General features: G+C 70.9%; 13 protein-coding genes. 8 read left to right on the forward strand and 5 right to left on the reverse strand.

Features of this window, described 5'->3' with window-relative positions; all coding sequences use genetic code 11:
- Window positions 1–92: 92 nt before the first annotated feature.
- On the reverse strand, window positions 93–683 hold the full coding sequence (pdxT, locus tag M4D53_RS13585) for a pyridoxal 5'-phosphate synthase glutaminase subunit PdxT (protein WP_259954519.1): 591 nt from the start codon (window positions 681–683) through the stop codon (window positions 93–95).
- A complete protein-coding gene (gene pdxS / locus M4D53_RS13590) occupies window positions 673–1,566 on the reverse strand; it encodes a pyridoxal 5'-phosphate synthase lyase subunit PdxS (RefSeq protein ID WP_259954520.1) in 894 nt (297 codons plus the stop codon). Before pdxS ends, pdxT begins: the two co-directional genes overlap by 11 nt.
- Window positions 1,567–1,655: 89 nt before the next feature.
- Between pdxS and M4D53_RS13595 the strand changes: the two genes are divergently transcribed.
- Together M4D53_RS13595 and pdxY are read left to right on the forward strand one after the other, a co-directional pair.
- Window positions 1,656–2,963 (forward strand): aminotransferase class I/II-fold pyridoxal phosphate-dependent enzyme, encoded by a 1,308-nt coding sequence (locus tag M4D53_RS13595; protein ID WP_259954521.1) that lies wholly within the window; start codon window positions 1,656–1,658, stop codon window positions 2,961–2,963.
- Between the two features lie 46 nt (window positions 2,964–3,009).
- A complete protein-coding gene (pdxY, locus tag M4D53_RS13600; protein WP_187661531.1) occupies window positions 3,010–3,861 on the forward strand; it encodes a pyridoxal kinase PdxY in 852 nt (283 codons plus the stop codon).
- 31 nt (window positions 3,862–3,892) lie between these two features.
- Here the strand turns inward: pdxY and M4D53_RS13605 are convergent, their stop codons facing one another.
- From M4D53_RS13605 to M4D53_RS13615, 3 genes are all read right to left on the reverse strand, one after another.
- The gene (locus M4D53_RS13605; protein ID WP_187661532.1) at window positions 3,893–4,447 is read right to left on the reverse strand and encodes an HIT family protein; all 555 of its coding nucleotides are present in this window, start codon (window positions 4,445–4,447) and stop codon (window positions 3,893–3,895) included.
- Complete coding sequence (gene thrS / locus M4D53_RS13610; RefSeq protein ID WP_259954535.1) at window positions 4,444–6,384, reverse strand: threonine--tRNA ligase; 1,941 nt, start codon at window positions 6,382–6,384, stop codon at window positions 4,444–4,446. Before thrS ends, M4D53_RS13605 begins: the two co-directional genes overlap by 4 nt.
- Before the next feature lie 121 nt (window positions 6,385–6,505).
- Complete coding sequence (locus tag M4D53_RS13615) at window positions 6,506–6,865, reverse strand: YnfA family protein (protein WP_259954522.1); 360 nt, start codon at window positions 6,863–6,865, stop codon at window positions 6,506–6,508.
- A gap of 50 nt (window positions 6,866–6,915) precedes the next feature.
- Here M4D53_RS13615 and M4D53_RS13620 point away from each other — a divergent pair, with 50 nt between their 5' ends.
- The 6 genes from M4D53_RS13620 to M4D53_RS13645 all read left to right on the forward strand — a co-directional run bounded on the left by M4D53_RS13620 (window position 6,916) and on the right by M4D53_RS13645 (window position 11,793).
- Window positions 6,916–7,293 (forward strand): DoxX family protein, encoded by a 378-nt coding sequence (locus M4D53_RS13620; protein WP_259954523.1) that lies wholly within the window; start codon window positions 6,916–6,918, stop codon window positions 7,291–7,293.
- Window positions 7,290–8,639 carry a cryptochrome/photolyase family protein gene (locus tag M4D53_RS13625; RefSeq protein ID WP_259954524.1) on the forward strand — a complete coding sequence of 450 codons (1,350 nt, stop codon included), beginning with the start codon at window positions 7,290–7,292 and terminating at the stop codon, window positions 8,637–8,639. Before M4D53_RS13620 ends, M4D53_RS13625 begins: the two co-directional genes overlap by 4 nt.
- A 49-nt stretch (window positions 8,640–8,688) precedes the next feature.
- On the forward strand, window positions 8,689–9,294 hold the full coding sequence (locus M4D53_RS13630) for a hypothetical protein (protein ID WP_259954525.1): 606 nt from the start codon (window positions 8,689–8,691) through the stop codon (window positions 9,292–9,294).
- Between the two features lie 110 nt (window positions 9,295–9,404).
- Window positions 9,405–10,025, forward strand: a complete 621-nt coding sequence (locus M4D53_RS13635) for a copper resistance CopC family protein (protein WP_259954527.1) — start codon at window positions 9,405–9,407, stop codon at window positions 10,023–10,025.
- Window positions 10,026–10,036: 11 nt separating this feature from the next.
- Window positions 10,037–10,567: a copper chaperone PCu(A)C gene (locus M4D53_RS13640; protein WP_259954529.1), complete on the forward strand. Its 531-nt coding sequence runs from the start codon at window positions 10,037–10,039 to the stop codon at window positions 10,565–10,567.
- Window positions 10,567–11,793, forward strand: a complete 1,227-nt coding sequence (locus M4D53_RS13645) for a Dyp-type peroxidase (RefSeq protein ID WP_259954530.1) — start codon at window positions 10,567–10,569, stop codon at window positions 11,791–11,793. Before M4D53_RS13640 ends, M4D53_RS13645 begins: the two co-directional genes overlap by 1 nt.
- Window positions 11,794–11,883 lie beyond the last annotated feature (90 nt).

Genomic DNA, 11,883 nt, shown 5'->3' on the forward strand with positions numbered 1-11,883 from the left:
GGTTCCGCTGGCACAGGCGTTCGCGCGAGTTCAGGCATCTGCGCGCGGAGGCGCCTGTTCTCCCGCGCAGGCCTGAACTCGCAGTCGCGAAGTCAACGGCGGGAGATCCGATCCAGGAAGCGCCGGTGGAACCGCGTCTCGTTCGAGATCTCCGGGTGGAAGCTCAGGCCGAGCAGCCCGTCCTGCTCCACGGCGACCACACGGCCGTCCGGCAGCGTCGCGAGCACCGAGGCCCGCGGCCCCACCGCCTCCACGACAGGTCCGCGGATGAAGGCTGCGGTCACCGGCTCGTGGAACGCGGGCACCGTCAGCTCCGCCTCGAACGACTCGGCCTGCCGCCCGAACGCGTTGCGCCGCACGACCGCATCGAGTCCGCCGAAGCTCTGCTGCCCGTCGATCGCGTCGATGACCTCATCGGCCAGCAGGATCAGCCCCGCGCAGGTGCCGAGCACCGGCATCCCGCCGGCGATCGCGTCACGGATCGGCTGCTGCAGCCCGAACAGCCGCGCCAGCTTGTCGATCACGGTCGATTCGCCGCCAGGGATCACGAGGCCGTCGACCCGGGCGAGTTCCTCGGGCCGACGGACCAGAGCGACGTCGGCGCCGAGGGCCTCGAGGAGCACGGCATGCTCCCGCACGTCCCCCTGGAGCGCGAGGACGCCGACGCGCGGACTACCAGCCACGCTCGGCGAGGCGGTGCGGCGCGGGCAGGTCGCTCACATTGATGCCGACCATCGCCTCGCCCAACCCGCGGGACACCTCGGCGATCACCTTCGGGTCGTCGAAGAACGTGGTGGCCTTGACGATAGCCTTCGCCCGCTCGGCGGGATTGCCGGACTTGAAGATGCCGGAGCCGACGAACACGCCGTCGGCGCCGAGCTGCATCATCATCGCCGCGTCGGCCGGGGTCGCGACCCCACCGGCAACGAACAGCACCACGGGGAGCCTCCCGGTCTCGGCGATCTCCGCGACGAGCTCATAGGGCGCCTGCAACTCCTTCGCCGCCACGAACAGTTCGTCCTTCGGCAGCGCGGTCAGCGCGGCGATCTCTCCCCGGATCTTCCGGATGTGCTTCATCGCCTCGGACACGTCACCCGTGCCGGCCTCGCCCTTGGAGCGGATCATCGCCGCGCCCTCGTTGATGCGGCGCAGCGCCTCCCCCAGGTTCGTGGCCCCACAGACGAACGGCACGGTGAAGCCGAACTTGTCGATGTGGTTCACGTAGTCGGCGGGCGAGAGCACCTCGGACTCGTCGATGTAGTCGACGCCGAGCTCCTGCAGCACCTGCGCCTCGACGAAGTGCCCGATCCGCGCCTTCGCCATGACGGGGATGGACACCGCGTCGATGATGCTGTCGATCATGTCCGGGTCGCTCATCCGCGAGACGCCGCCCTGCGCGCGGATGTCCGCGGGGACCCGCTCCAGTGCCATCACGGCGACGGCGCCGGCGTCCTCGGCGATCTTCGCCTGCTCGGCGGTGACGACGTCCATGATGACGCCGCCCTTGAGCATCTCGGCGAGACCGCGCTTCACGCGTGCGGATCCGGTGGTGGGCTGCTCGGTCATGGGGGTCTCCTGTCGGATGATCCGAAATGGTTTTTGCTCTAGATCAAAGGTAGCACTGTCCGCTCCACCTAGAATCTCGGAGGAGGATCATGAGCGAGCAGATCAGGGGAACCACCGCGGCCGAGATCGCGGACAGCGTGCGCGCCCTCCGGGACCGCGGCACGCTCCGCCCCGGCGAGGTCCTTCCTCCGGTGCGCGAGCTCGCGGCGACACTCGGTGTCAACCGGAACACCGCGGTCGCCGCCTACCGCCAGCTCGCGCAGGCGGGACTCGTGCATTCGCGAGGGCGCGCGGGCACCGTGCTCGCCGGCGTCGACGTCGTGCCGCAGGAGGGCTACGCGCCGGACACCGTGCTCCGCGACATCGGCACGGGCAACCCCGACCCTTCTCGGATCCCCGACCCGTCGCAGGCGCTCGGCACGATCGGCCGCCGCCCCGTGCTCTACGGCGAGCCGGTGATCGACCGCGGTCTCGAAGCGTGGGCACGGGAGTGGATGGGCGCCGACCTTCCAGGGCAGGACTTCCGCGTCACCGTCACCAGCGGGGCCGTGGATGCCGTCGAACGGCTGCTCGCCCAGGCCCTGATGCGGGACGACGCGGTGGCCCTCGAGGACCCCTGCTTCCTCGCGAGCATCCATACCGTGCGGCTCGGCGGGTACCGGGCCGTCACGGTGCCGGTGGACGAGGAGGGCATGACGGTCGACGGCCTCCGTGCCGCTCTGGACGCGGGTGTCCGCGCCGTCATCTGCACCCCGCGGGCACAGAACCCGACGGGCGTCAGCCTCTCCCCCGCCCGGGCGAAGGCGCTGCGGGCCGTGCTCGCCGATCACCCGTACGTGCTCGTGATCGAGGACGACCACTTCTCTCTGCTCTCGCAGCGCCCCTACGAGTCGCTGATCGGCCCGGAGCACCGACGGTTCGCCCTGGTGCGCTCGGTGTCGAAGTTCCTGGGCCCTGACATGTGCCTGGCCCTCGCGGCGACCGATCCCGAGACCGCTGAGCGCCTGGCGATGCGGCTCAGCCCCGGCACCACCTGGGTGAGCCACCTGCTGCAGCGCCTCACGCTCGCCCAGCTCACCGACCCCGCCGTGCGCGATGAGATCGCGGAGGCAGGTCGGCACTACGCCGCGCGGAACGCCGCCTTCGCGGAACGCCTGCGCGCGGAGGGGATCGACGCCCCGGACCCGGACGGCCTGAGCCTGTGGGTCGGCTTCGCCAAGCCGGCGCGCGCCATCGCCGACCACCTCATGCGCCGGGGCTGGCTCGCGCGCACCGGCGACGACTTCGCGCTGGACGAGCGCGCCGAGCCTTCGCGCCACCTCCGCCTGACCGTGCACGACCTCTCCGAGGACGACACGGCGACCCTCATCGCCGACCTCGTCGCCGCCGGACGATGACCACCCGACGCGGGCTCCGGCCCGCCCAGAATGAAAGGGACCGGGTATGAAGATCCTGTCCATCCAGTCCGCCGTCGCATACGGTCACGTCGGCAATTCCGCGGCTGTCTTCCCGCTCCAGCGCATCGGCGTCGAGGTGCTGCCGGTCTACACCGTCACCTTCTCGAACCACACCGGGTATGGCGCCTGGCGCGGCCCGCTGATCGACCCCGCCGATGTGGGCGAGGTCATCACCGGCATCGAGGAGCGCGGCGTGTTCGGCTCCATCGACGCCGTGCTCAGCGGCTACCAGGGCAGCGAGGGCATCGGCGACGTCATCATCGACGCGGTCGCCAGGGTGAAGGCCGCGAACCCCACGGCGCTGTACGCGTGCGACCCGGTCATGGGCAACGCGAAGTCCGGCTGCTTCGTGGCTCCGGCCATCCCGATCCTGCTCCGCGAACGCGTGGTGCCGGTGGCCGACATCATCACGCCGAACCAGTTCGAGCTGGGCTTCCTCACCGAGACCGAGCCCGACACGCTCGAGTCGACCCTCGCGTCGGTCGACCTCGCGCGGGCGATGGGGCCGCGCACGGTGCTCGTCACGAGCGTCGAGCGGCCGGACCGCGAAGAGGGCACGATCGAGATGCTCGCCGTGGACGACGCGGGCGCGTGGCTCGTGCAGACCCCGCACCTGCCGATGAAGGCGAACGGCTCCGGCGACGTGACGGCGGCGCTGTTCACCGCGCACTACGTCGCGACCGGCAGCGCGCAGACCGCTCTGGAGCGCACCGCCTCGAGCGTCTACGACCTGCTGCAGGCCACGCTCGACTCGGGCGAGCGCGAGCTGCAGCTCGTCGAGGCGCAGGAGTTCTACGCGAACCCGCGGATGCAGTTCACCGCACGGCAGGTGCGCTGAGTCCCCGGAACGGGGACCCCGACGCGACGGCTCAGCGGTCGGCGGGGGGCCACGCCTCGGCGACGGCCTCCCGCACCTCGCCGAGGAGCTGCGGGAGCGCCTTCGTCTTGGCGATGATCGGGAAGAAGTTCGCGTCCGAGCGCCACCGCGGCACCACGTGCTGGTGCAGATGCGCGTCCACGCCCGCTCCGGCCACCGCTCCCTGGTTCATGCCGAGGTTGAAGCCGTCGCAGCCGGAGACCTCGCGGAGCACGCGCATCGCGGTCTGGGTGAGGGCGCCGATCTCGGCGACCTCCTCGGCCGTCGCCTGGTCGTAGGTGGCGATGTGCCGGTACGGGCAGACGAGCAGGTGACCCGAGTTGTACGGGAAGAGGTTCAGCAGCACGTACGCGGTCTCCCCGCGCGCCACGATGAGCCGCTCGGCATCCGGGTACTTCGGTGCCTCGCAGAACGGGCATTCCTCGCGCAGCGGCTCCGGCCCGGCCTGGATGTACGCCATCCGGTGCGGGGTCCACAGCCGCTGGAACTCGTCGGGCACCCCGACGAGACGGGAGGCGTCCTCGAGGTCCGCCTCACCGTCCGTCATGCGAGGTCTCCCGCCTTCAACACCAGCGCGTGCGAGGCGATGGCGGCGCTGATCCGGCGCACCGCGTCGGCGACCGGCACGCCGTTCTCCTGCGTGCCGTCGCGGAAGCGGAACGACACCGTCCCCGCGGCACGATCCTGCTCCCCCACGATGAGGATCAGCGGCACCTTCGCGGTGGTGTGATTCCGGATCTTCTTCTGCATCCGGTCGTCGGAGTGGTCGACGTCGGCCCGCACGCCCGCCGCCCGGAGCTGCGCGATGACGTCGTCCAGGTAGTCGCCGTACTGCTCGGCCACCGGCACACCCACCACCTGGCTGGGCGCGAGCCAGAGCGGGAAGTCGCCGGCGTAGTGCTCGAGGAGGATCGCGAAGAAGCGCTCGACGGAGCCGAGGAGCGCCCGGTGGATCATCACAGGCCGGTGCTTCTGCCCGTCGGGACCGGTGTACTCCAGCTCGAACCGGTCGGGCTGGTTGAAGTCGAGCTGGATGGTCGACATCTGCCAGGTGCGGCCGATGGCGTCGCGGGCCTGCACCGAGATCTTCGGGCCGTAGAAGGCCGCGCCACCCGGGTCGGCGACGAGCTCGAGACCGGATTCGATCGCGACCTCGCGCAGCGTGTCGATCGCCGTCGCCCACTGCTCGGGCTCGCCGAGGAACTTCGGGTTGCCCTCCTCGTTCGTCGAGAGCTCGAGGTAGAAGTCGTTGAGGCCGTAGTCCCGGAGCAGGTCGAGCACGAGGTTCAGGTTGGTGGTGAGCTCCTCCTTCACCTGGTCCTGGGCGACGTAGATGTGCGCGTCGTCCTGGGTCAGACCGCGCACGCGGGTGAGCCCCGACAGCGTGCCGGACTTCTCGTAGCGGTAGACCGTGCCGAACTCGGCCAGACGCAGCGGCAGCTCCCGGTAGGAGCGCCCGCGCGAACGGAAGATGAGGTTGTGGAACGGGCAGTTCATCGGCTTCAGGTAGTAGTCCTGGCCCTGGCGGGTGACGTTGCCCTCGTCGTCGACGACCTCGTCGAGGTGCATCGGGGGGAACATGCCGTCCGCATAGGTCTGCAGGTGCCCGGACGTCATGAAGAGATCCTTCTTCGTGATGTGCGGGCTGTTGACGAGGTCGTAGCCGTTGCGCAGCAGGTGCTTGCGCAGGTTCTCCTCGATCTCGTAGCGGATGATGCCGCCCTTGGGATGGAACACGGCCAGTCCCGAGCCGATCTCGTCCGGGAACGAGAACAGGTCCATCTCGGCGCCGAGCTTGCGGTGGTCGCGACGCTCGGCCTCGGCGATGCGCTCCTGGTAGGCGCGCAGCTCGTCCTTCGTCGGCCATGCGGTGCCGTAGATGCGCTGGAGCTGCGGGTTCTTCTCGCTCCCCCGCCAGTACGCGGCGGCGATGCGGGTGAGGTCCCAGCCATTGCCGATCATGCGCGTGTTGGGCAGGTGCGGACCGCGGCAGAGGTCCTTCCAGACGACCTCGCCATCGCGGGTGGTGTTGTCGTAGATCGTGAGCTCGCCCTCGCCCACCTCGACGGATGCCCCCTCGGCGATCTCGCCCTCGGAGGCCGTCGACGGGCCCTTGAGCCCGATGAGCTCGAGCTTGAACGGCTCGTCCGCGAGCTCCGCACGAGCCTCCTCGTCGGTCACGACGCGACGGACGAAGCGCTGGCTCTCGCGGACGATGCGCTGCATCTCCTTGGAGATCGCCTTGATGTCCTCGGGCGTGAACGGGGTGTCGACGCCGAAGTCGTAATAGAAGCCGTCGGTGATGGGCGGACCGATGCCGAGGTTCGCCTGCGGGTTGATCCGCTGCACCGCCTGCGCGAGCACATGCGCGGTCGAGTGACGCAGGATGTTCAGGCCGTCGGGGCTGTCGATCGTGACGGGCTCGACGTCGTCGGTGTCGGTGACCGTCGCAGCGAGGTCCTTCAGGACGCCGCCGACGCGCATGGCGACGACGTTTCGGTCAGAGAACAGGGCGAAGCCGTCGGTCGGCTGGGCGTTTTCAGGCACTGATCACTCCATCTGGGTCTGGATCTAGGCTACTCGTCCGCTCGCCGGTCGCCGACCGTCACGCGGCGGTCTCCGACAGCGGATCCGCGGCCGCCGGTGCGAAGATGATGATCGCCGCCCCGGCCAGCGCCACCACGGATCCGATCACGTCCCACGAGGTGGGGCGGAATCCGTCGACGATGACGCCCCAGGCGAGGGAGCCTGCGATGAAGATCCCGCCGTAGGCGGCCAGGACGCGGCCGAAGTTCGCGTCCGGCTGCAGCGCCGCGATGAACCCGTAGGCACCGAGGGCCATCACCCCGAGGACGGCGAACAGCCACCCCCTGTCCTCCTTCACCGCCTGCCAGATGAGCCAGGCACCGCCGATCTCGGCGATGGCGGCGAGGAAGAAGAGGACGGTGATGCGCAGCACGGTCATCGCCTCAGTGTGACAGGCACGGCGTCCGACGGGGACGGTAGCGTGGGCGCATGACACGGACGATCGCCCGCTGGCTCCTTGCTCTCGCCCTCGGGACGATGGGCGTGCTGCACTTCACCCAGACACGCGGGTTCCGGGTCGTCGTGCCCGACTGGGCGACCCGCTTGACCCGGATGGACAAGGACACGATCGTCCTGGCGTCGGGTGCGGCCGAGGTCGCGCTCGCGGCGGGCCTGGTGGCTCTGCCGCGGGAACGCCGCAAGATGGGGTGGGCGACGGCGGGATTCTTCGCCGCGGTCTTCCCTGGCAACTGGCATCAGTGGCGCACCGGGAGATCGACGCCCGGGCTCGACACGGAGCGGCGGCGGTTCGGCCGCCTGTTCCTGCAGCCTCTGCTGATCGCCTGGGCCCTGTGGGCGACCCGATGACCTCGCCCTCGATCGTCTGGTTCCGCGACGATCTCCGCCTGGCCGACAACCCCGCGCTGCGTGCCGCGGTCGACCGCGACGAACCGATCATCGCGCTCTTCGTCCTCGATGAGGAGTCCCCCGGCATCCGTCGGCTGGGCGGTGCCGCGCGTTGGTGGCTGCACCATTCGCTGGCCTCCCTCGCCGCGCGGCTGCAGGAGAAGGGGACGACGCTGGTGCTGCGGCGCGGGCCCGCCGACCGGATCGTGCGGGAGCTGGTCGCCGAGTCGGGTGCCGGAGCGGTCTTCTGGAACCGCCGCTACGAGGCGGCCGGGCGCGAGATCGACGCGGGGCTGAAGGCGACGCTGCGCGACGACGGTCTCCAGGTGGCGTCTTTCGCGGGGTCGCTCCTGCACGAGCCGTGGACGGTCACCACCGGGAGCGGCACGCACTATTCGGTCTTCACGCCGTTCTGGCGGGCCTGTCTGGCCCTTCCGGCCCCGCGCGCTCCGCTCCCCGAACCCCGCGAGCTCCCCGGCGCCGGGAAGCGGCTCTCCTCCGATGCGCTGGACGACTGGGGGCTGCTACCGACCGCCCCGGACTGGGCGGGCGGGCTCCGCGAGACATGGGAGCCCGGGGAGCCCGCCGCGCGCCGCCGGTTGCAGCACTTCCTCGCCGACGACATCCGCACGTACGACCACGCTCGCGACGCCCCGGCTGCCGGTGCCACCTCCCGGCTGTCTCCGCGACTGCGCTGGGGCGAGCTCAGTCCGTTCACCGTGTGGCATGAGGCGATCGAGGTCGACGGGGCGGGCGGATTCCTCTCGGAGCTGGGCTGGCGCGAGTTCGCCTGGCACACGCTGTTCCACTTCCCCGACCTCGCGACGAAGAACCTGCGGCGGGAGTTCGACGCGTTCCCGTGGCCTCCGCTGGATCCCGCACGTCTGGAGCTCTGGCAGCACGGCGAAACCGGAGTTCCCCTCGTCGACGCGGGCATGCGCGAGCTCTGGCACACCGGGTACATGCACAACCGGGTGCGGATGGTCACGGCATCGTTCCTCGTCAAGAACCTCCTCATCGACTGGCGCCTCGGCGAGGAGTGGTTCTGGGACACGTTGGTGGACGCCGATGACGCGAGCAATCCGTTCAACTGGCAGTGGGTCGCGGGTTCCGGCGCCGACGCTGCCCCGTACTTCCGCGTGTTCAACCCGGAGCTGCAGGCCAGGAAATTCGACGGCGAGGGGCACTACATCGGGCGCTGGGCTGCGGACGCCCCCACTGAGCCGATCGTCGACCTCGGCGAGACGCGCAAGGCTGCGCTCGCCGCCTACGACGTCGTGAAGCGCACCGGAGCACCACGGGGCTGACGCGCGCCCCGGCCCGTCACGGACTCCGGCACATGGCAGACTGGTGGCCGTGAGCCCGTCCCGCAAGCCCGCCGTCGTGCGGGGCTTCGCGACCTCGTCGCTCGCGATCTTCGTGGCTCTCGCAGGTCATGTGAGCGGCGGCGGAGAGATGCCGGGCCCCTTGGGCATCCTCGTGCCCTGGCTGTTCGCCTTCATGGTGAGCGTGCTGCTCGCCGGACGGAAGCTCTCCCTCACCCGACTCGCCCTCTCGGTGGCTGTGAGCCAGTTCCTCTTCCACGTGCTCTTCGTGCTCGGCACGGTCACTCCGTCCGGCGTGGCGATCCGGCACGTGCACGGCGCACCGCTCGTGCTTCCCGCAGCCGAGGGCGCTGCGGTCGTCGCGACCGCGGACGCCGCGATGTGGCTCGGGCACGCCCTCGCCGCCCTCCTCACGGTGACGGCGCTCCACCGCGGCGAGCGGCTGCTCCTCACCGTGCGTGATCTCGCCGTCCGATTGATCCGCTGGGTGCGTCGGCGTGCGGACGTGACGCTCGCCCCGCGCTCCGCCACCTCTCCGTGTCGCCTGGCCGGGGTCTTCCTCGTCCGGACGGCCCATGATCTTCGGCTCCTCACCCCGCTTCTCGGGCGCGCACCGCCCTCTCTTCCCGCGCTCTGATCCGCGCCCACGGCTTCGCGCCGTGCGGTGCGTCCTCGCGCTGTCCCGGTGACGCGCGTCCGAACGCAGGTACCCACGTCGCTCGGCGACGTCTGAAGAGAGGCTCTTCCATGTCCCCTGTCCGCAGATTCGCGGCCGGGGCGGTGCTGGCGGCTGTCGCGATCCTCGCGACGGCAGCGCCGGCGACCGCCCATGACCAACTCCTCGAGAGCGACCCCGGCGACGGTGAGCATCTCGATGCTGCGCCCTCGAGCGTCACCATGACGTTCTCGGGCGAGCTCCTCGTCCTCGACGAGTCGACCGCCGGGGCCGTCGTCCTCGTCGTCGACGCGGAGGGCGAGGACTGGGCGACCGGCGAGGTGGAGGTGCGCGGCCGGAATGTCACGGCCGCTCTCAGGACGGACATGCCGGACGGCGGGTACCAGGTGCGTTGGCAGGTCGTCTCCGAGGACGGGCACCCGATCGCGGGGGTCATCCCCTTCGCCGTCGGAGACGCCGTCCCGCTGGAGTCGACACAGAACCCGGAGCCGACCTCCTCCGCCCCGGACGACTCGTCGACCGCATCGGATCAGAACGCAGACGAGACGGGCGACCCGATCCGGGTCCTGCTCGTCGGCGGGGCGGGCGCGGCACTCGCCGTCGCTGCTTTCGCCCTCCTCCTCAATCTCCGCCGCCGCCGCGCGGCCGCCGTGCCGCCGGAATCCGGCGACGACACGGCAGAGAACTCCTGAAAGGCATCATCATGAACACTCGCACTTCTCTTCCCCGCCTCGGCGCGGCGATCGTCCTCTCGCTCGTCGCGCTCACCGGGTGCACCGCGCCCACAGCCGAGACGCCGACCAGCGCCCCCGCCGGTGAGGTCCTCCGGATCGACGACGCCTGGGTCAAGTCGGCCGATGACGGCATGTCCGCGGGCTTCGGCGTACTCGTCAACGAGGGCGCGGCGGACGTGACGGTGACGTCGGTCACCTCCGCCGCCTCGCCGATGATCGAACTGCACGAGACCGTGGAGAACGAGGCCGGGGAGATGGTCATGCGGGAGATCGCCGGGGGCTTCGTCGTCCCCGCCGGCGGCACCCTCGCCCTCGAGCCCGGGGGGAATCACATCATGATGATGGACCTCTCCGAGCCTCTGAAAGCCGGTGACGAGGTCGCGTTCACCGTCACCCTGTCGGACGACTCCACGTTCGAGTTCGCCGCGCCGGTGAAGGACTACTCCGGCGCGAACGAGAACTACGACGGCGCCGACGACCACGAGGGCATGGACCACTGATGTCCGCGCGCGTCTCGGGCGCCCGCGCCGGCCGCACCGGCTCGACTCGGCGGCAGTTCCTCCTCGGAGGGGCTGTCGCCGGTGTCGGGGCCGCCGTCGCGGTCGGGGCGGATGTCGCCCTCACGCGAGCGGACACGGAGGCTCCCGCGGCCCCCGCACCGCTCAACGGCTCCCTCACCGTCCCGTTCCACGGCGTCCATCAAGCCGGGATCGACACCGCGGCGCAGGCGCACGGCTCGTTCGTGGCGCTCGATCTGCGCCCGGAGGTCGACCGCGACGCGCTCCGCCGGCTCCTGCGGATCCTCACGGACGATGCGGCGAGGCTCACCCAGGGACGGTCGGCGCTCGCGGACTCGGAGCCGGAGCTCGCCGTCGCCCCGGCCCGGTTGACGATCACATTCGGCTTCGGTCCGGCACTCGTGGCACGGGCTGGCGGCAGCACCCCCTCGTGGCTCGCGCCGCTTCCCGCCTTCCGGGTGGACCGCCTGCAGCCGGAGTTCTCGGACGGAGACCTGCTCCTCCAGATCGCAGCTGACGACCCCCTGACCGTCGCACACGCGCAGCGCATGCTCCTGAAGGACGCGCGCGGCTTCGCGACCGTCCGGTGGATCCAGCAGGGCTTCCGCCGCGCACACGGCACCGAGCGACCGGGGACGACCATGCGCAATCTCTTCGGACAGGTCGACGGCACGAGCAACCCGCAGCCGGGGACCGACGACTTCGAGCGCGTGGTCTGGAGTGATGACGGCTGGCTGGCCGGCGGCACGGGCATGGTCCTGCGCCGCATCCGCATGGACCTCGACGCCTGGGACCGCCTGGATCGCGGGGGCCGCGAGGCCTCCGTCGGGAGGACCCTGCGCGAGGGCGCGCCGCTCACGGGGACGTCGGAGTTCGACGAGCCGGACTTCGACGCGACGACGGCCATCGGGTTCCCCGTCATCCCGGCGTTCGCGCACATCCGGCGCGCTCGCGGAGACGGGACGGAGCGCATCTTCCGACGGGCGTATAACTACGACGAGCGCCCGGCCGGAGACGGCGTGTCCGAATCCGGGCTGCTCTTCGCCGCGTTCCAGGCCGACGTCGCGCGGCAGTTCGTCCCGATGCAGCAGCGGCTCGACGAGCTCGACCTGCTCAACGAGTGGACGGTCCCGATCGGATCCGCCGTGTTCGCCGTCCCTCCGGGATGTGCGGAGGGCGGCTACATCGGGGAGACGCTCCTCGACTGAGGCCGAGGAGTCAGTGGGGTCCGGGGGGGCCCCGCCGGGGGGGGGGGGGGGCCCCCCGCCCCCCCGGCGGGGGGGGGGGGGCGCGCGGCC

It is taken from the genome of Microbacterium meiriae (genome assembly GCF_025143875.1).
GTDB classification, from domain to species: domain Bacteria; phylum Actinomycetota; class Actinomycetes; order Actinomycetales; family Microbacteriaceae; genus Microbacterium; species Microbacterium meiriae.

Excerpts from the sequence above, each read along its gene's own strand:
- M4D53_RS13615 (WP_259954522.1), bottom strand. The coding sequence starts at position 6,865 with ATGACCGTGCTGCGCATCACCGTCCTCTTCTTCCTCGCCGCCATCGCC.
- pdxS (WP_259954520.1), bottom strand. The coding sequence starts at position 1,566 with ATGACCGAGCAGCCCACCACCGGATCCGCACGCGTGAAGCGCGGTCTC.
- pdxY (WP_187661531.1), top strand. The coding sequence starts at position 3,010 with ATGAAGATCCTGTCCATCCAGTCCGCCGTCGCATACGGTCACGTCGGC.
- M4D53_RS13595 (WP_259954521.1), top strand. The coding sequence starts at position 1,656 with ATGAGCGAGCAGATCAGGGGAACCACCGCGGCCGAGATCGCGGACAGC.
- M4D53_RS13620 (WP_259954523.1), top strand. The coding sequence starts at position 6,916 with ATGACACGGACGATCGCCCGCTGGCTCCTTGCTCTCGCCCTCGGGACG.
- M4D53_RS13625 (WP_259954524.1), top strand. The coding sequence starts at position 7,290 with ATGACCTCGCCCTCGATCGTCTGGTTCCGCGACGATCTCCGCCTGGCC.
- M4D53_RS13635 (WP_259954527.1), top strand. The coding sequence starts at position 9,405 with ATGTCCCCTGTCCGCAGATTCGCGGCCGGGGCGGTGCTGGCGGCTGTC.
- M4D53_RS13640 (WP_259954529.1), top strand. The coding sequence starts at position 10,037 with ATGAACACTCGCACTTCTCTTCCCCGCCTCGGCGCGGCGATCGTCCTC.
- thrS (WP_259954535.1), bottom strand. The coding sequence starts at position 6,384 with ATGCGCGTCGGCGGCGTCCTGAAGGACCTCGCTGCGACGGTCACCGAC.
- M4D53_RS13645 (WP_259954530.1), top strand. The coding sequence starts at position 10,567 with ATGTCCGCGCGCGTCTCGGGCGCCCGCGCCGGCCGCACCGGCTCGACT.
- M4D53_RS13605 (WP_187661532.1), bottom strand. The coding sequence starts at position 4,447 with ATGACGGACGGTGAGGCGGACCTCGAGGACGCCTCCCGTCTCGTCGGG.